15 protein-coding genes are annotated in these 18,641 nt (G+C 70.6%); 8 read left to right on the forward strand and 7 right to left on the reverse strand.

Annotated features, from left to right (window positions below):
• Positions 1-666, reverse strand: a complete 666-nt coding sequence (locus tag ACWPXE_RS25405) for an NnrU family protein (protein ID WP_454020085.1) — start codon at positions 664-666, stop codon at positions 1-3.
• 218 nt (positions 667-884) lie between these two features.
• On the opposite strand from ACWPXE_RS25405, the gene ACWPXE_RS25410 reads away from it, so the two are divergent.
• The 4 genes from ACWPXE_RS25410 (at position 885) to ACWPXE_RS25425 (ending at position 4,464) form a co-directional block, all read left to right on the forward strand.
• A complete protein-coding gene (locus ACWPXE_RS25410; protein ID WP_454020086.1) occupies positions 885-1,409 on the forward strand; it encodes a hypothetical protein in 525 nt (174 codons plus the stop codon).
• Positions 1,410-1,639: 230 nt separating this feature from the next.
• The gene (locus ACWPXE_RS25415) at positions 1,640-2,116 is read left to right on the forward strand and encodes a DUF4398 domain-containing protein (protein ID WP_454020087.1); all 477 of its coding nucleotides are present in this window, start codon (positions 1,640-1,642) and stop codon (positions 2,114-2,116) included.
• Positions 2,117-2,142: 26 nt separating this feature from the next.
• Positions 2,143-2,883, forward strand: coding sequence for an OmpA family protein (locus ACWPXE_RS25420; RefSeq protein ID WP_454020088.1), 741 nt, complete (start codon positions 2,143-2,145; stop codon positions 2,881-2,883).
• Between the two features lie 273 nt (positions 2,884-3,156).
• Positions 3,157-4,464 carry a methyl-accepting chemotaxis protein gene (locus ACWPXE_RS25425; protein ID WP_454020089.1) on the forward strand — a complete coding sequence of 436 codons (1,308 nt, stop codon included), beginning with the start codon at positions 3,157-3,159 and terminating at the stop codon, positions 4,462-4,464.
• Positions 4,465-4,485: 21 nt separating this feature from the next.
• Here the strand turns inward: ACWPXE_RS25425 and ACWPXE_RS25430 are convergent, their stop codons facing one another.
• On the reverse strand, positions 4,486-6,069 hold the full coding sequence (locus tag ACWPXE_RS25430) for a phospholipase D-like domain-containing protein (RefSeq protein ID WP_454020090.1): 1,584 nt from the start codon (positions 6,067-6,069) through the stop codon (positions 4,486-4,488).
• Between the two features lie 316 nt (positions 6,070-6,385).
• Between ACWPXE_RS25430 and ACWPXE_RS25435 the strand changes: the two genes are divergently transcribed.
• Complete coding sequence (locus ACWPXE_RS25435; protein ID WP_454020091.1) at positions 6,386-6,805, forward strand: hypothetical protein; 420 nt, start codon at positions 6,386-6,388, stop codon at positions 6,803-6,805.
• Positions 6,806-6,864: 59 nt separating this feature from the next.
• Here the strand turns inward: ACWPXE_RS25435 and ACWPXE_RS25440 are convergent, their stop codons facing one another.
• From ACWPXE_RS25440 to ACWPXE_RS25455, 4 genes are all read right to left on the reverse strand, one after another.
• Positions 6,865-9,195 (reverse strand): ATP-binding protein, encoded by a 2,331-nt coding sequence (locus ACWPXE_RS25440; RefSeq protein WP_454020092.1) that lies wholly within the window; start codon positions 9,193-9,195, stop codon positions 6,865-6,867.
• A 125-nt stretch (positions 9,196-9,320) separates the two neighbouring features.
• Entirely contained in the window at positions 9,321-10,034 is a 714-nt protein-coding gene (locus tag ACWPXE_RS25445; protein WP_237904772.1) for a gamma-glutamyl-gamma-aminobutyrate hydrolase family protein, read from the reverse strand.
• A 10-nt stretch (positions 10,035-10,044) separates the two neighbouring features.
• Positions 10,045-11,058, reverse strand: a complete 1,014-nt coding sequence (locus ACWPXE_RS25450) for an amidoligase family protein (protein ID WP_454020093.1) — start codon at positions 11,056-11,058, stop codon at positions 10,045-10,047.
• Positions 11,059-11,110: 52 nt separating this feature from the next.
• A complete protein-coding gene (locus ACWPXE_RS25455) occupies positions 11,111-12,808 on the reverse strand; it encodes an ATP-binding protein (protein ID WP_454020094.1) in 1,698 nt (565 codons plus the stop codon).
• Between the two features lie 286 nt (positions 12,809-13,094).
• On the opposite strand from ACWPXE_RS25455, the gene ACWPXE_RS25460 reads away from it, so the two are divergent.
• Both ACWPXE_RS25460 and ACWPXE_RS25465 read left to right on the forward strand, forming a co-directional pair.
• Positions 13,095-13,757, forward strand: a complete 663-nt coding sequence (locus tag ACWPXE_RS25460) for a hypothetical protein (RefSeq protein WP_454020095.1) — start codon at positions 13,095-13,097, stop codon at positions 13,755-13,757.
• Positions 13,758-14,082: 325 nt separating this feature from the next.
• The gene (locus ACWPXE_RS25465) at positions 14,083-17,040 is read left to right on the forward strand and encodes a PAS domain-containing protein (RefSeq protein ID WP_454020096.1); all 2,958 of its coding nucleotides are present in this window, start codon (positions 14,083-14,085) and stop codon (positions 17,038-17,040) included.
• Positions 17,041-17,064: 24 nt separating this feature from the next.
• On the opposite strand, the gene ACWPXE_RS25470 is transcribed toward ACWPXE_RS25465, so the two are convergent.
• On the reverse strand, positions 17,065-17,286 hold the full coding sequence (locus ACWPXE_RS25470; RefSeq protein WP_237904767.1) for a hypothetical protein: 222 nt from the start codon (positions 17,284-17,286) through the stop codon (positions 17,065-17,067).
• Positions 17,287-17,575: 289 nt separating this feature from the next.
• Between ACWPXE_RS25470 and ACWPXE_RS25475 the strand changes: the two genes are divergently transcribed.
• Positions 17,576-18,526 carry an ABC transporter substrate-binding protein gene (locus ACWPXE_RS25475; protein WP_038529852.1) on the forward strand — a complete coding sequence of 317 codons (951 nt, stop codon included), beginning with the start codon at positions 17,576-17,578 and terminating at the stop codon, positions 18,524-18,526.
• Positions 18,527-18,641 lie beyond the last annotated feature (115 nt).

An 18,641-nucleotide genomic window follows, 5' to 3' on the forward strand; every position in this document is an offset into this window, starting at 1 on the left:
CTACAGCCAATAGAGCGGGCTGACTCCGAACAGCCAGGGATGCACGGCGATCATCGCGGCATAGGCGGCGAGCGCGCCCAGAACACGGCCCCAGCCGATCTCTCCTGGGCGGAAGCTCTGGCGTCCGGCCAGGAGGGCGGCGAAGGGAAGCGCGGAGGTCTCCGCCCGGTAGGCCCGCCCGGCAGCACTGCGGCGCAGCAGCCAGTCGTTCTTGACCATGGCGAACAGGGCGATGGCCGCCATCGCGACGAACAGCACGACCCGCCGCCCGTCCCCGGTGGCTTGCAGATGCAGCAGCGCCCACAGCAGCAGCCCCATGCTGCCGGGAAAGCGGGTGATCCGGTAGATGCCGCGCGGCGGGTTGGGGGCGTCGGGCTCGCCGGCCTTGCTGGTGACGCGGGCGGCGATCAGCAGGAAGGACAGCGGCATCAGCGCGACGACGAGCGGCGCCGCCCATCCGGCGGGAACGAACAGCGGCTCTCCGCCCCCGGCCTCGCGGTAGGCCCAGACGAACAGGCCGAGCGCCAGCAGCGAGCCAAGCGAATGCAGGGCGACGAACCCGCCCCGTCCCATCCGGGCGATCAGCCACGGCCGCACCCCCGGCCAGGACGGCACGGCGTGGGTGGCGAACAGGAACAGGGCGGCAAGGAGAAGGTCGGTGGTCATGGGCCGCAAGGAAACACCGCTTTGCCGGACGGAGTCTTGATGAACGTCAAGCATGCGGCACCGAAAGCAAACCGCGTCCGGATGTGGCGCAGGCCACAGCGGGGATGGGCGGCGGGGCGTACTGTCTGGTCATCGAACAGGCCGGGCCCCGACGCAGACGGAACCGGCAGCCACCCCCCAGAAGCCAACTCCCCCAGACACCGGAAGGAAACCACACCATGCGCCGCACCACCCTGATCGCCGCCGCCGTCGCCGTCCTGTGCTCCGCCCCGGCCTTCGCCGGCGACCTGATGACCGGCGGCATCCCGATGGGCAGCACCAGCAACCTGGGCGTCATCTCCAACACCGCCGCGGGCATCCAGAACAAGGCGCAGCAGCAGGTCTTCGGCGTGCAGGCCGGTGGCGGGCTGGCCGGTCCCTTCGGCACCGCCTCCAACCTGGGCAACGTCTCCAACCTCGCCGCCGGCGTCGGCAACAAGGCCAAGCAGCAGGTGGTTGGCGTGCAGGCCGGCGGGATGGGCGGCGGGGTGAAGACGCCCTTCGCTCTGGGCGGCTTCAACAGCAACGCCGGCAACGTCAGCAACAGCGCGGTCGGCATCGGCAACACCGCCCAGCAGCAGGTCAAGGCCATGCAGTTCGGCGCGCCGGGCGCCCTGTTCAACCAGAACCTCGGCACCGTCTCCAACCTCGCCGCCGGCATCGGCAACAAGGCCCAGCAGCAGGTTACCGGCATCCAGAAGTAAGTCCCTCCCCATCCACCCTCCCATCCAGGCAGACCTTGCGGCCGGGGCACTCCCCCGGCCGTCTTTTTTGTGCGCAAGCGGGGCGTTTCCCGGCGCGGATGTGCGGGCAAGGAACCTTCCACCCGGCGGCGCGTTGGAGCGGCGTTCACTCTCCCGCGGCCGTGCGCCGCGGTCATTCGGGAAGCCGCAGCATGAACCGCAACAGCACTTCGACATTCGGATGGCCCAGGGTGGGATGGAGGGCCGCCGTCATCCTGTCGGCGTCGGTCGGTCTGGCCGCCTGCGCCGGCAGCGTGCCACCGCCGACCGCCCAGCTCGGCGCCTCGGCGCAGGCCATCCAGCAGGCCGAACGGGCCGGCGCCCTCCAGCACGCCCCCGCGGAGTTCCAGTCCGCCCGCGAGAAGCTGGCCGCCGCCGACGCCGCCATGCGCGAGGACGAGCGGACCCAGGCCCGCCGCCTCGCCGAGCAGGCGCAGGCCGACGCCGAACTCGCCACCGTGCGTTCGCAGCGGGCGACGGCGCAGCAGGCCGCCAGCGCGGTGCGCACACTCGCCAACCCCAACGCCGGCCTGCCCAACACCGGTATGCCGGGCGCTTCGGTTCCGGGCCGGGCGCCCGCCGCGTCCGCCACCGCTCCCTTGGCCCCATCGGGCATGAGCGGAACCTCGACCTGGAACTCCCCGCGCACGCTGGAGGGCACGCCGTGATGCACACCACAAGGAAGTCCCAAACGGTGAGGAAAAGCTTGGCTCTGGCGTCGCTCGGCGTCGTCGCCCTGTCGCTCGGCGCCTGCGCCACCCCGGACGACACCCCGGCCCTGGCCCAGGCGCGCCAGTCCTATTCCGGCGCCGCCGCCAACCCGCAGCTGGCGAGCAACGCCACGCTGGAGCTGCGCCGCGCCGAAGAGGCGCTGCAGCGCGGCGAGCGGGCGCGCAGCGACGGCAACACCGCGGAGATGGACCATCAGGCCTATCTCGCCAACCGGCAGCTCCAGATCGCCCAGGACGTGGCGGCGATGAAGGGCGCGCAGCAGGTCGTCGCCAACGCCGAGACCTACCGCCTCCAGGACCAGATCCGTGCCCTTCAGGCGGAGCGGACGGAGCGCGGGCTGGTGATGTCGCTGGGCGACGTGCTGTTCGCCACCGGCAGCGCGCGGCTGACCTCCGGCGCCGACGCGCGGCTGGGGGAACTCGCCAACTTCCTCCAGCGCAATCCGGAACGGACCGTGCGGATCGAGGGCTACACCGACACCACCGGCTCGTCGGCCACCAACCTGCGCCTGTCGGAGGAGCGGGCCATGGCGGTGCGCGACGCGCTCACCGCGCGCGGCGTCAACCCCAGCCGCATCGCCGCCCAGGGCCTGGGGTCGGCCCAGCCGGTCGCATCCAACAGCACGGAGTCGGGACGCCAGCAGAACCGGCGGGTGGACATCGTGATCTCCGAGCCGGGCTCGGTGGCGGAGACGCGCTCCTGACGGGCCATGCTGCCATTTGACGCACATTGCGCTTGAACAAGAACGGGCGGGCCGGAAACGGCTCGCCCGCTTCTATTCCGGCCTGATTTCGGTCGTTTTTCCTGTTCCGACTTTCCCGTCCCGCATCACCATTGCGCCGGAAGCGCGGTCATTCGGAAAAATTGTCTCGAATGCAGAGCAAAATCAATGCTTCTTTACCTTTTACGGTGTGTGGTTTTACGATGCGCGAACATGAGGGGCCACAGCGTCCTTTTGATTGCGCGGGGATTCGGAATGACCACTGGACAGGGTGACGAGGGAGCGATGCTCAGCAGGGGATTTTTGAAGGCGCAGGCTCTGCTTCTCCTCATCATCGGCCTTCCGGTGATCGTGGTGGTGGTTCTCCTCAACCCGCTGTGGAACGCCACGCTGCACCGTTTCGGCGTGCCGGAGGGGCCGGCGGCGGCGCTCGGCATGATCGTCACCATCATGGTGGTGATGGTCGTCCAATATTGGGTGCTGGAAACGCGGCGGACCATGGTCACGTCGCTGTTCAACTTCATCCCGCACGAGCGTCTGACCTTCGACGGCGAGACGCTGACGACGGACGAGGCCAACCGCCTCTTCGTCACCCTGCACCGGGATTCGGAGGAGTGGCGCCGCCTGCTGCGCGACAACGGCATGGACGGCCCTCTGGATGAGTTCGGCAGCCTGTGCGCCGCCCGGCTGGCCTTCGCGCGCCGCCCCCAGGGAATCCCGCCGGAGGCGGAGCGCGCCATCGCCGAGGTGCCGCAGGCGGTCGAACTGGCCAAGGCCCGCGTCGGCGGGGCGCTCGATCAGGCGGAGCGGGAGGTGCAGGCCCTGCGCGCCCGCCTGTCCGACACGCAGGACGCGGTGGCCGCCCTGGTCGGCTTCATCCGCGACAGCGGGGTGCAGATCGCCGGCCGCCACGACGACGCCCAGCGTTCCGCGACGGAAAACCACGCGCTTCTCGCCAACCTCCAGGAGCATCTGGACCGCCGCCGGGCGGAGGCGACCTCCGACCTGACGCGGTTCGAGCAGATCGTCGCGGAGTCCCGCGCGCTGGAGGATTCGGTCAACGCCATCACCCGCATCATGTCCGCCACCAACATGCTGGCGTTGAACGCCGCCATCGAGGCGACGCGGGCCGGGGAGTACGGCCACGGTTTCCGCGTGGTGGCGAACGAGGTGCGCGATCTGGCCCGCCAGTCGAACGAGGCCATCCAGGTGATCCAGAAGGGCATCGACCGCATGCAGCAGGCGATCGCCCAACAGATCGCCGGGCAGGACGCCCAGGCGAAGGTGGCCGCCGAGCACGCGCTGCTGTCCGATCTGGCCGACCGCCTGCAAAGCCTCAGCGCCGGCCAGCAGGACGTCGCCGGGCACGAGCGGCGGCTGATGGGCGAGCTGGACCGGCTGGGCGACTCCCTGGCCGACACGCTGGCCGGTTTCGCCGGGGACCTGCGCGTTCCCGAGGGGCTGCGGCGGGAGCTGGACGCGATCAGCGGCGGGCTGGCCCGGCTGAACGGGCTGGAGGAGGATCTGCGCGGCCTGTCCGCCATCCGGAAGCGCGCCGCCTGACCGACCTGTGCGCCGCGCCGCTCAGCGGTCGCCGCGCTCGGTCTCGACCATCGCCCGCGCGACGGCGTAGACACCGGCGATCGCCCCGGCGGTGAACAGGGCCGCTCCCACCGCGCGGGTCAGGGAGCGAGCCGGCGCCGGGGCCGGAGGCATGCGCTTCCACACGGCCCAGGCTTCCTCCGGACGGTCAGGATCGGCGATGCGCAGGGCGGCGAAGGCCTGCTCGGTCAGGCCGGGGTCGGTGTCGGGCAGCGGCGCCAGACGGCGTCCGGACGGTTTGTTCAACCGGTCGATGGCGGCCACCAGACGGCCGGTGGCGCGGACGGCGGCGGTCATCTCCGACGGGTCCACGCCCATATGTTCGGCCAGCAAGCGGTTGCGCACCGCGCCGATGGCGCTGGCGGTGCTGCGGTCGCCGGGCGGCGCCTCCACCGCCAGATCGCATTCCGTGTCGTAGCCCATGGAGCGGTTGTTCAGGTTGCTCGACCCGATGCGCAGCAGCCGGTCGTCCACCACCATCAGCTTGGAATGCACGACGATGCCGTTGCCGCCCTCGGTCAGCGGGGTCATGGCGCGCAGCCGACCATGACGGTCGGCGGCGCGCAGTTCCTGAAGCACCACGCCGCGCGGCGTGTCCATGGCCATGCGGTCGAACCAGCTCGGGCTTTCCATGGGGACGACGACGACCACCTCCGGCCCGTCCGGCTCGTGCAGCCGCCGGGCCAGCGCCTCGGCCACGCGGAAGGAGGCGAAATATTGGTTCTCCAAGTAGATGCTGTGGCGCGCCTCGGCGATGGCGGCGAAGGTCAGCGCCTCGTTCTCGCGGACCGGACGGCCGACCAGACAGTCGGGAAGCGTGCGGGCGATGCCCACATCAGCGTCGGTGATCAGCGGGTGCAGCCCCTCCGGCCAGGGATCGGCGCCCCCATCCGAAACAACGTCCGGCGGCGGGGGCGGCAGCGCCTGCCCGGTGGCGTGGCTCCAGCGCTCGCGCGCCATCAGCCCCAGCGCGCGGGCGGCGGGGCCGTCCACCGCCATCATCACGTCGTGGCGCGGGGCGTGAAGCTCCCCGGTCGGCCAGCGGCGGCGCGGGTCGTTGTCGCGATGCTCGGGCGTGTCCCAGCGGTCGCCGGCCAGATCGATGCCGCCGCAGAAGGCCAGCGCGTCGTCGACCACCACCAGCTTCTGGTGCTGCGCCGCGCCCACCGGCAGGGCGTCGTCCAGCTCCAGCGTCAGCCGCGGGCCGGTGCGCCGATTCAGCCGCTCCAGCGGTCCGTGCGGGTGCTCCAGCGAGATCGGGAACGGCATGTCCCACTTCAGCGCGTGGATCTGCAGCGACGGGCGGTGATGGATCAGGCGGGCGAGGAAATCGCCCAGCGTTTCCGGGTCGTGGGGGTCGAGGCGCATTCGCGGATCGATGTCCCAGCCGAGCAGGATCACCGACCGCCGCGCCCGCAGCAAGGCGGCGCGCACCGCCGCGAAGAAGGCGGCGCCGTCGACCAGCACGGCCACCCGGTCCGCGCGCTCGGTCCGCCAGCAGGTGGCGCCGGGGCGCAGGATGGGCCGCGCCCCGGCAAGGTCCGCCGCATCCCGATGTTCGCTCATTCCTGCCTCGACGTGCCGTAGCGGTGCTTGCGTCAACTCTTACGGGGGCGGCCTGTTCCGCAAGGCGACCGGCTGCTCCGGAATCGCCCGGCATCCGCATCTGGGTGGGGGCGGACGGAACGCCCGGACGGCGGGCGGCTCGCCAAAAGATCGGACCAAAAGATTGGATGACCGTCCGGTTTCTCCGCAACGATGCGCCGGGCCTTCTGTTGGGGATGGGCGAATGGGGGACGGGCGCGCCGCAGGACGCCGGACTGAAACCCCCGCCAGGAAGGCGCCCGGCCAAAGGGCGCCGCCACCAGATGGAGAGATGAGGATGCGTACCCTGTTGATCGCCGCCGCGTCGGCCCTCGCCCTGATGTCCGGCTCCGCCGTCGCCCAGTCGGGCGGCACCGCCGTGAGCCCGACCGTTCCCAGCACCACCACATCGCCGTCCACCGGCCTGAGCACCTCCGGCCCCGGCTCCACCCCGGGCAGCGTCACCACGCCGGGCACCGCCGGCTCGACCGGCACCATGAACACCCCGGGGACCACCGTGCCCGGTTCGTCGGGCAGCACCATGGGCAACGGCACCATGGGCAGCGGCTCGTCTGGCGGCACCTGGCAGGGCCAGACCACCGCGCCGTCGGGCCTGGGCAGCGCCACCAGCAGCAACCCGGCCCGCGACAACCAGACCGCGACCGGCACCCACTGCCCGCCGGGCACCCCGAATTGCGGCCCGGACGGCAGCAAATAACGGCCTTCAAGCTTTGCAGCGAAGGGCGCGCCGGGACCTCCGGCGCGCCTTTTTTCGTTTCAGATTGCGGGCTCCGGCCTGATCGCAGCCGGTTCGCCGGCATCAACCACGGGAGGGGCCTCGATGGGGAAGCGCAGGACGAAGCAGGTGCCTCCACTCTTCTGGGCGCTCTCCTGGCCGCACTCCCGGCTTTCCACCCGGATGCTGCCACGCAGGCGGGTGGTCACGATGTTGTAGACGATGTGCAGGCCGAGCCCGCTTCCCCCCTCGCCACGCCGCGTCGTGAAGAAGGGGTCGAAGACGCGCCCCAGATGCGCGGCGGGAATGCCGCAACCGTCGTCGCAGAAGCGCAGCTCGACCTCCTGCGGGGTGGGGCGGGTCACGGCGACGGTCAGCGTGCCGGCCCGCCCGTCCGGATAGGCGTGGACCACCGCGTTCATGGTCAGGTTGGTCAGGACCTGGAACAGAGCGCCGGGATAGCTGTCCACCCACAGGCCCGCCGGACAGTCGATCACCACGCGGTGGGGAGTCTGCTTCAGCCGCGGGCGTAGGCTGGTCAGCACGTCGTCCAGGTAGGCGGCCAGATCGACGCGGCGCCGCTCCTCGCTGGTCTGGTCCACGGCGGTTTGCTTGAAGCTCTGGATCAGCTCGGCGGCGCGGTTCAGGTTGCTCTCGATCAGCCGGCAGGCCTCCCCCGCGGTGGTCAGGTAGCCGGTGAAGTCGGCGCGGCGCAGCGTGTTGGCCTCGACCCCGCGGACCACCTTGCGGGTCTGGTCGGCCAAGTGGGTGATGCCGGTCAGGGCGATGCCCACCGGCGTGTTCACTTCATGCGCCACCCCCGCCACCATCCCGCCGAGCGAGGCCATCTTCTCCGCCTGGATCAGGTGGGCCTGGGTGTCGCGCAGGTCGGCCAGGGCGCTCTCGGCGCGCTGCTTGGCGGCCTCCGTCTCCTCCTCCGACCGCTTGCGCAGGGTGATGTCGTTGACGGCGATGAGGATGGCCGGCTCGTCCACGTCGCGGATCTCCACCGCGGAGATCATCGCCCAGAAGGGCTGCCCCCCGGCGGTGCGCATCTCCATCTCCAGATCGCTCGCCGCCCCCTGCTCGGCCACCAGACGGGACAGTCGGGCGGCGTCGGACGGGCGGACGAAGAAGCGCGCGTTGCGCGTCAGCGCCAGCCGCGGCCCCCCGGTCCCGAACAGCGCCTCGGCCTGCGGGTTGGCGAACAGGACGGCGTCGTCCGACCGCCGCGCGATCACGATGGGAAAGGGCGAGGCCGCCAGGATCGCACGCATCCGCTCCTCCCCCGCCTTCAGCGCCTCGGCATAGGCGTGGGTTTCCACCAGCGCCGTGCCGAACCGCTCCACGCTGGTGGAGATGGCCTGAAGCTCGGCGAAGAGGGCCGGCGGCAGGCGGACGGTCCGGCGCTCCTTCTGCACCATGGCCAACGCCTGCGAGGCGCGGCGGATCGGGCGAACCACATGAACGCGCAGCAGCACGTAGAGCACCGTCTGCACCGCCGAGGCGATGCCCAGCCCGACCAGCACGATCCACAGGCCGCTGCGCGCCTGATCGGTCAAGGTGTCGGCGATGCGCCGCGTGTTGGTCGCGGCGGCGTCGGTCAGGCTGCCGCTGAGGTCGTTCAGCACGCCGTGGGCGATTTCCGTCTCCAGCCCCATCAGCCCCGCCTCCGACAGGATGGTCCGGCGCAGGGTGAACAGCTCGCCCAGCCCGTCGAGGTCGCGCGCCGTGCGGGCCAGCGGCGCCCGGTCCCCCGGCTCCAGCGGGATCAGCGCGTTCACCACCGCGGCGGCGTGCTCGTGGAAGCGGGCGACCTCACCGGCAAGCTGTTCCGTGTCCGTCGCGACCAGGCCGGCGGCCAGCGCCTCCAGCGCGCGGTGGTAGGGCTCCTGCACCGCCAGGGGCGCGCCGGAGCGCAGCAGGCTGAGGAACGCCTCGTCCCCCTTGCGCTGCAGGGCGACGGCCCGGGCCGCCAGGGCGTCGATGGCGTCGGCCCGCTCCGCGGTGCGGCGGACCGCCTGGATGGCCTGCTCGAGCCGTTGCAGCAGTTCCGGGGCCGCCGCGTCCGCCGCGAAGCGTTGCGACACGCCCTCCACCTCGGCCAGGGCGCCGGCCCGCTCCTCCGGCGAGCGGGAGCGCAGGACGGCCTCGGCGAGCTGGCCCATGCGGGCGGCGAAGACGGCGTATTGGTGCTGGCGGGCGATCTGGGGAACGATGGCGCGGTCCGCCTCCTCCGCGAGGTCGAGCACCCGGACGAAGGCGCCGCCCACCCCGAGCGTCAGCCCGGCCATCAGAAACGCCGTGGCCAGCGCGGTGATCATCGTCACCGTGTGCAGCCGAAGCCGCCGGCCCGTCTGTCTCTCCGTCACGCCCTTGCCCCTCCGCCGTTGCGGCGGCCCGATCGTTAGGCCCGATCGTTAGGATAACCGCTTCCGCGCGCGAGGGAAATGGTGGCACAACGAACAGTTAGGGAGCGGTTGCACAGAAGGAGCGATCACAAGGCCGCGGCGTCCTCCAGGCTGGCCGCACCGGCGGCGGTGGCGGCCAGGGTGCGGAACAGCGCCTGCTGGCGTTGGTCGGCGACCAGATATTCGGGATGCCACTGCACCCCGATCAGGAAGGGGTGGTGGATCGCCTCGATCCCCTGGACGATCCCCACCGTCTCGCGCGCCACCACGCGCAGGCCGTCGCCCAGCCGGTCCACCGCCTGATGGTGCAGCGCGTTGACCCGGCATTCGGCGATGCCCAGGATGCGGTAGAGATGGCTGCGCGGGTCGATGCGGATGCGCTTGCGCGGCAGGACGGTGCGCAGGCGCGGCGCCTCCTCGTACACTTCATGGATGTCGGTGAGCAGCGAGCCGCCGCGGTGCACGTTGATCATCTGCGAGCCCCGGCAGATGCCCAGCACGGGAAGCCGCCGCGCCGCCGCGCCGTCCAGCGCGCACAGCTCCAACCGGTCGCGCTCCGGGTCGATGCGCATCTTCGGGAGGGCGGTCTCGCCGTAGAGGGCGGCATCGATGTCGTCGCCGCCGCCGACCACCAGGCCGTCCAGCCGCTCGATGGGAAAGGGGTCGCGCGCCGTGATGCGCACCGCCCGCGCCCCGGCGCGGCGCAGCGCCAGACGGTTCGCCCACCAGGCGATGCGGCTGCCGTGCACCGACGCGGTGACTCCGATCAGGGGGCGTCCCCTTGCGATGAAGGCGGCCATGTCGCCCCCGTCAGACGGCAAGCCGCCGGCCCGCCTCGGCGGCCCAGCCGTCCAGCGCCTTGCGCGCGGCGAAGGCGCGGAAGTCAGCCCCCAGCGCGTCGAGCCGGTCGCGGTCAGCCGCCAAGTCCTCCACCGCGACCCAGCGGTTCCAGTCCTGGGCCAGACTCCAGTCCGGGTCGCCCAGCCGGGCGTTCGGCAGACGGTAATGGAAGGTCGGGCGGGGCCGCACATGCGGGTCGTTCAGCTTGGCCGCCATCGTCTCCGGGGCGAGATGGGCGAACAGCGGAAACAGGTCCAACTCGCGGTTGCGGGTTGGATTGGCCTCCAGATAGTCGCCGATCAGCCCGTCGAGGTCGGGACGGTAGGCGGGATCGACCACCTTCACCGCGTAGTCCGTCGGGAAGGCGGCGATGAACCCGGTCAGGCGCCGGGTCGGGTCCACGCGGATCTCGCGGCGCAGCCAGGGGGCCAGCAGCAGGAAGGCCTTCAGATGGTCCAGCACATACGCGCCGTCGGTGCGCGCCACCTGCGGGTTCAGGTGCAGGCCGAAGGCGAACAGCGGGCTGGCGTCCGTGCCGGCGGCCCCCTGGGCGCTCAGGGCGATGAACAGGGGTTCCAGTTCGGCCAGCCGGGCGATGGGAATGGGCGGGGCGGCGATCTCGAAGGGCATGACGAGGCTGCCGATGTTGCCCCACCAGGGCCGCAGCGCCTCCACCACGCCATCCACCGCCTTGCCCACCGCTTTTCCCAGCGGACCGGCGTCGCCGTCTTCCGCATTGCCGGCCTCCGGCTTGCCCGGATGCGCGGAGCGCATGTCCAGCTCCACCGCGAAATCGCCCAGCCGCGTGCCGGTCACCCGGCAGCGGTGTGGACTCTCCGGCTCCAGCGCGCCGCCGTAAAGGCCACGCACCACCGCCGCCGCGGACGGGGCGTCAAGGTTGGCGAATTCGACCTCCACGCCGACCGTGCGCGGGGCGCCGTCCGTCGTGGTGGAATGGGGGGGCGTGCGGAATGCGGTGTCCATGGCGCCCGTTCAACACGGCGCGCGGCATGGCGGTTCCCCGCCGCCCTCATCACTATTCCGGCTGCGGCCCGGGTCGGCCGGCACCGTCGTCCGTCGCCGCCCGCGGCAGATAGAGCGTGACGGTGGTGCCGGCCCCGACCGTGCTGGTCACCGTGACCGTCCCGCCCGACTGCCGGGCGAAGCCGAAGACCTGGCTGAGCCCCAGCCCGGTCCCCTTGCCATCTGGCTTGGTGGTGAAGAAGGGTTCGAAGATGCGGCGCAGATGCTCCGGCGGGATGCCGGTTCCGGTGTCGCGGACGGCCAGCGCCACGAAATCGCCGGTCAGGCCGGTGTCGTCGCTCCGCCGCCCCGGCAGGGCGCGGTTTTCCGCCATGACGGTCAGCGCGCCACCCTCCGGCATGGCGTCGCGCGCGTTCACCGCCAGATTGAGCAGCGCCACCTCCATGGCGTCCGGATCGGCGATGATCGGCCAGAGGTCGTCCGGAACGATCAGGACGGTGTCCACCGCGCTGCCGGCGGAGCGCGCCAGCAGGGCCTCCAAAGACGCCTTGCGGCCCTGAAGGCGGAAGGGCACCGGCTCATAGACGCTGCGCCGGCCGAAGGCGGCCATCTGCCGCATCAGCGCCTGCCCGCGCGCCACGGCACCCTCGATCTCGGGCAGCACGCGGGCGATGCGCTCCGGATCGTCGGGACGGCTGCGGATGGCGGCGATGCCGCTCATCACCACGGTCAGCAGATTGGCGATGTCGTGGGCGACGCCGCCGGTCATGCGGCCCAGGGCCTCCAGCCGCAGGCTTTCCTCCCGCGCCGCCTCCTGGCGGCGGCGCAGCCGCAACTCGCGGGCGAGGAGCAACAGGAAGGCGCCGGCCATCAACAGGCTGGCCAACGCCCCCGCCCCGGCCAGCCACAGCGCGTTGGAGACCGGTGCCCGATAGGCGTCCTGCGGGATGGCGAAGTGAACCGACCACCCGTAGTCGGGCAGCGTGCGGAAGGCGACCACCGTCGACACGCCCTCCAGGCTCATTCCCTCATAGACGCCGCTGCCGGCGGCGCGGCGGGCGCGGAGCGCGTTTTCGCTGGCGTGGCGCCCGATCATGTCCGCGTCGCCGCCGGCCCGTGCCACCAGACGCCCTTCGGCGTCTATGACCGCAGCGATCCAGCCCGTCGGCAGGCGGTTGCCGAACAGAAGGCTCTGGAATGCCTCCGGCATCACCACCGCCGAGAGGACGGCGACCGGCGCGCCGTTGCGCGTCACCGGAACGCGGATGGGGAAGGCGTAGCCGCCGCGCGGGCCGCGCAGAATCGTGCCGACCGCCGGCTTGCCCGTCTCCACCACGCGCCGATGGCTGTCCATCTCCAGCACCCTGCCCCGGACACCGCCCACCAGGAAGGGAGCGTCGACCAGCCGGTTGCCCTCGACATCGCTGAGGACGATGGTCGACCACAGGGGAAGCGCGCTCTGCACCCGCTCGGCGTATTCGAAGAAGGTCACGGCATCGACCTCATGGCCCGTGGCCAAACTGTCCAGCAGGGGCGACGCCGCCACCGCCTTCAGCGCGTCCGTCTGCGCGGACAACTCGCGGTCCACAAGGGCCGACAGGCGGTCCACAAGGGCGACGGCGTTGGCTTCCATCGCGCTCTGCTGCCCGCGCAGCCAGGCGCCGCCGAGAACCGCGGACAGGACAACCAGCGGCAGCAGCGCGGCCAGCACCAGAAGAACCAGCGGACGATGATGGGACTTCAAGGGCAAGCGGGTCTTCCGGAGCGGCGGGGTGTGCACTGTAGCACGCCCCTGCTCCTCTGGAAGCGGGTGATCCGGTTCAGCGGCGGCGTGCTTTCCGCATTCACCGTGGGTTGTGGCAGACACGCACATCCACCCAAGGTAACGCTTCGCCAAAGAGTTGCAGATAAATATTTTCTGGACGCCGCGCAGGAGTCGCGGCGGACGCGCGTCCAATCCGGCATCCGCAACCCGCCCCGTCCAGACCAAACTCCGTCCGCACGGCGGAGTCCGGCACAGGACGAAGGAGAACGCCATGTCCATCTCAAGCGTGACGTCATCGGCCATGTCCGACATCGCCCAGCAGCGGGCCGCCGGACCGGGCAAGGACATCCGCGACGGCATGCATCAGTTGAAGGACGCCGTGAAATCCGGTGACCTCGATTCGATCCAGAGCGCCTATGATTCGCTGTCCAAACTGCAAAGCCAGAGCGGTTCGGCGTCCGACGCCAACTCCCCCCTCAACAAGATGCTGACCACCGTGGGCGACGCGCTGCAGACCGGAGACGTCTCGCAGGTCCAGCAGGCCTTCGAGGCGAACGGTCCGAAGGGTGCCAAGGGACAGGGCGGCCCCGGCGGTGCTGGCGGCCCGCCTTCCGGCCCGCCGCCGGGCGGCGCGGATGGGCCGCCGGACGCGATGAAGGACGCCATGGGCAGTCTGTCGCAGGCTCTGCAATCCGGCGACCTGTCGGGCGCGCAGGAGTCCGTCTCGTCGCTGCTTTCCTTCCTGCAGGAGACGTCGGACGACGACGCGTCCTCCTCCTCCTCATCCTCCGCCTCGTCGTCGGTGGCCGACCTGTTCAAGACGGCCCTGCAAAGCATGAGCGGCGCGCTTCAGTCGGGTGATCTGTCAGAGGCGCAGAAGGCTTTTTCATCCCTGGCGCCGCGCGGTTCGCAGGGCGTGGATACGCTGGCCTGACCCGCCACGACGCACCGGGTGCCTTGTCCCGGAGGCACCCGGTGCCGACCTGCGTCGGTTCCCCCATCGAAAGGATTGGTGATTACCCCCTTCGATAACAGAATTCTAAAAATTTTAGGAGAACTTCAGAAGTAAATCTTCAACGCCCCCATCCAAACTACCTCTTTATTGCCTACGGAAACCCTGTAAGTTGCCAGCCTGAAAGAAAATAAATCCCGCTCATTAACTGCGATTTAACCATGCAAAGGTTATTCGGAACACAGGCGAAACGATAGCGGACTTTTGGTTCCGACTGCTTTCCCGCCCGATGGGAGCCTGTGACACGATGACCTTGCTGGCCCGCCTTTTCCTCCTGGTGCTTCTGGCCGTCCTGCCGGCCCTGGGCATCCAGGCCTACAGCGTGTTCCAGTTCCGTGCGGAACGCGCCGAGGAAGTCGCGGCCCAGGCCCAACGGCTGTTGCATCTGGTCGAGGGAGAGCAGGCGCGGATCGTCGACGGCGCGCGGCTGATGGTCACCTCCATCGCGGAATCGGCCGCTCTGCGGTCCGGCGACTATGCCCAGTGCCAAGCCCATCTGATCCGGTTGGCCCAACGCGCCCCCGAATACCGCAACCTGACCGTCCTGGACCGCGACGGCGCCGTTCTGTGCAGCGCCATCCCCAGCAACGCCCCCGCTGCCGTCGACCTTCCCTACGTCCGACGCGCGTTGAAGGAAGGCCGCTTCGTCGTCGGCGAATGGACGACTCCCGGCCCGGCGGCGGAGCCCGGCACCGCCATGCTGCCCTTCGCCGTTCCCTTCCGCGACGAGGCCGGCATGGTCGCCGGGGTGGTGACGCTCGGCCTCGACCTGCCCTGGCTGGCCACCAACTTCGCGGCGCGCCCCCTGCCCGAGAACGCCAGCCTGCTGGTCACCGACCGCAACGGCACCATCCTGGTCAAGCTGCCCAACGGCATCGCCCAGCGCGGCGAGCGCGTGCCGCAGCCCTATATGAACCTGCTGGGCGAACCGCGCGGCGGCGTCATCACCCTGCCGGGAATGGACGGGGTGGCGCGGGTTCTCGCCTATTCGCCGTCCCGCCAGGGCACGCGTGACCTGTTCATCAGCGTCGGACTCGACCACACCGCCGTGGCCGGCACCATCGACCGCGCCACCCGCCAGGGCCTGCTGATGACGCTGACCGGTCTGGTGGTCGCCATCCTGGCCGCCTGGATCGGCGGCACCCTGTTCATCCGCCGCCCGGTCGAGGCGCTGATCCGCGCCACCCAGGGGTGGAGCGCGGGCAATTCCAGCGCGCGGGCCGGTCTGGTGGACCGCAAGTCGGAGATCGGCCAGCTCGGCCGCGCCTTCGACGCCATGGCCGAGACGCTGGAGGCCCGCGAGCGCGCGCTGCGCGGCTCGGAGGAGCATCTGCGCGCCGTCCTGGACGCCCTGCCCACCTTCATCGGCGTGCTGAGCCCGGCGGGCGACGTGCTTCAGGTCAACCAGACCGCCGTCCAGGCCGCCGGCCTGCCGGTCGAGCAGATCGTCGGTCACCCCTTCCACGAGGCCTGCCGGCGCGCCTTCGCCGGCGCCGCGGGCGACCGCCTGCGCACGGCGGTGGAGCGCGCGGCCGATGGCGACTCCGCGCGCTTCGACGCGCCGGTGCGCATCGCCGGAGACCGCGCGGCGATCATGGAGATGCGGGTCACCCCGATGCGGGGAGCCGACGGGCGGATCACCCACCTGATCGTCTCGGGCATCGACATCACCGAGCGCAAGTCCACCGAGGAGGCGCTGCGCGTCGCCAACGAGCGCTTCCGCACGGCGCTGCGCAACTCCGGCGTCGTGGTGTTCAACCAGGATTGCGCCCTGCGCTACACCTGGATGCACAACCCCGCCCTTGGCTACACGGCGGAGCGCGTCGTCGGGAAGACGGATTTCGAGGTGTTCGAGGACGCCGTCGACGCCGAAGCCCTGACCGCCATCAAGCGCCGCGCGCTGGAGACCGGCGAGGGCGTGCGCGAGGAGGTCCGCATCCGCCACGCCGGGCAGGACCATTTCTACGACATGACCATCGACCCGCTGCGCGGTCCGGACGGCGCGCTGGCCGGAATCACCTGCGCCGCCGTGGACGTGACCGGCCGCAAGCAGGCCGAGGCCGACCTGCGCCGCGCGCGGGAGGAGGCGGAGCACGCCGCCGCCGGCAAGTCGAAGTTCCTGGCCGTCGCCAGCCACGACCTGCGCCAGCCCGTGCAGTCGCTCTACCTCTTCGCCGCCGCGCTGGGCGACCGCCTGCAGGGCCACCCCAGCCTGCCGCTGCTCGACAACATGCGTCAGGCGCTGGACACGCTGAAGGGCCTGCTGGACGGCCTGCTCGACATGTCGCGGCTGGAATCCGGCAAGATCGCCGCCAACCCGGCGGAGGTCCGCCTGGGCCAGGTGCTGGGCCGTCTGGTCGCCGAATACGCGCCGCGCGCCGCCCAGAAGGGGCTGGAGCTGCGCGCCGTCCCGACGCGGGCCTGGGTGCGCACCGACCCGTCGCATCTGGAGCGCATCCTGCGCAACCTGATCGAGAACGCGCTGCGCTACACCCGCCAGGGCCGCATCCTGATCGGCTGCCGCCGCAGCGGCCCCGACCGTCTGCGCGTCGAGGTTTGGGACAGCGGCGTCGGCATCCCCGCCGACCGGCTGGAGGACATCTTCGAGGAGTTCACCCAGATCCAGGGCAGCGGCGACCGCGGGCTGGGCCTCGGCCTCGCCATCGTCAAGCGCCTGTCGAAGCTGCTCGACCATCGCGTCCGCGTGCGCTCGAAGGAGGGGATCGGCTCCGTCTTCTCGGTGGAGATGCCGCGCGTCGTCGTGGAGAGGCCCCGCGCCGCCGTCCCGCCGCCCGCGATGGACCTCTTCCGGCAGGCTGCCAACGACTGCGCGACCAAGGGCATGGTGCTGGTCATCGACGACGAGGCGATCATCCTGCTCGGCCTGAAGGCGATGCTGGAGGGCTGGGGCTACAGCGTGTTGACCGCGCGGTCGGGCGATCAGGCGCTGGAGCGGCTGCGCGCCGACGGACGCCGCCCGCAGATCGTTCTGGCCGACTATCAACTCCAGCAGGGGCGGACCGGTCCGGAAGCGCTGGCCGCGGTGCAGGGTCTGGTCGGCAAGGACGTGCCGGGCATCATCCTGACCGGCGACACCGCCCCGGAACGGCTGGACGAGGCCCGCCGCAACGGCTTCAGCATCCTGCACAAGCCGGTCTTCCCCAACGACCTGCGCAAGATGATGGCCAGCGCCGGGGCGGCGTAAACAGAGGAAGACAGTGCGGCGGCGTCAGCGCCGCCGGACAATCCGCCGCCACAACGGCACCGGGCGCTCCTCCTCGGCCTTCTCCGCCAGCCACTGGTCGGCCAATTCGCGCACCTGCCAGCCGCCCAGGTAACGGTCGCAGTCGATGGCGCTGTACAGCCGTACCTTGTCCCGGCCGAGTCGTTCGAAATAGTCCAGCGTCCGCTGGCGGTCCATCGCGTTCATCGGCGGGTTCATCGGGTCCATGGAGCGCATCCTGTCCGGCCTCCCCTCTGTGGTGCCCAAAAGAACGGCATACACCCGTCGCGGTTTGTTCAGTTGGTATATGGATTGGGCACGCAAGCATCCCAATAAGCCTTTGGTTGCAAGAGCTTCCCTCCGGCCCTTCCGACGAAGGTCAGGCTTGCGCGGCCGCGGCCGCCCGTCCCTTCCCACCCGCCCTGCGGGCGTGCACAATGCGGCACACGGATGCGTGGGCGGCGGGCCGCCGCCCGGCGCGATCAAAAGACACCTTCAGAACCGGGAGCGGGGGATCATGAGGAAGACGTCGTGGATGGCCGGAGCCCTGGCGGCGGCCGTCGCCGGGCTGTGCGCGGTTTCGGCCTCGGCGCAGACCAAGGTGACCGTGGCGATGAGCGGCTGGACCGGCTTTGCGCCGATCACGCTGGCCAAGGAAACCGGCATCTTTAAGAAGAACGGCATTGAGGTCGAGATCAAGAAGATGCCGACCTCCAACCGCCACCAAGCGATGGCGGCGGGCGAGGTGCAGGCGATCACCACCACGGTGGACACGCACCTGCTCTACGCCTCCTCTGGCGTGGACGTGACCCAGGTGCTGGTGCTCGACAGCTCGCACGGCGGCGACGGCATCGTCGTGCGCGACGCGGTCAACAGCCTCGCCGACCTGAAGGGCAAGCAGGTGGCCGTGCAGTATGGCGGCGTGCCGCAGTTCTGGCTGGCCTATGTGCTGAAGAAGAACGGCCTGTCGATCGGCGAGGTGCAGACCGTCAACCTCCAGCCGTCCGACGCCGCCAACGCCTTCGTCGCCGGCCAGTTCGACGCCGCCGTGACCTACGAGCCGTACCTGTCCAAGGTCCGCGAGGCCAACGGCAAGATCATCGTCACGTCGGACCAGACGCCGGGCGTCATCATCGACACGCTGGCCTTCCAGCCCGACTACATCCAGAAGAACCCGAAGGTCGTGAAGGCCTTCGTCGACAGCTGGTTCGAGGCGCTGGACGAGATCAAGAAGGACGAGAAGAAGGCCTTCGAGATCATGGCCCGCGACGTCAACCAGACGCCGGAACAGTTCGCCAGCTCCGCCAAGACCGTGCTCTGGTACGACAAGGCCGGCAACGTCGAGTATCTGACCAAGACCATGCCGACCTTCATCAAGGAGGTCCAGGACGTGATGCTGGAGGCCAAGCTGATCCGCAAGGCCCCGCCGAGCCTGGACAGCATGACTGACACGTCCTTCGTGAAGTAAGACGGTACGTTTCTGCTGCCGTTGCCCCCACCTAAACCCCTCCCCCCGCTCCCGGCGGACCGAAGGTCTGCCTGCCGCGGGGGCCGGGGTGGGGGCAAGCGCCTCCAATACACCG

It is taken from the genome of Azospirillum sp. Marseille-Q6669, from assembly GCF_965111635.1.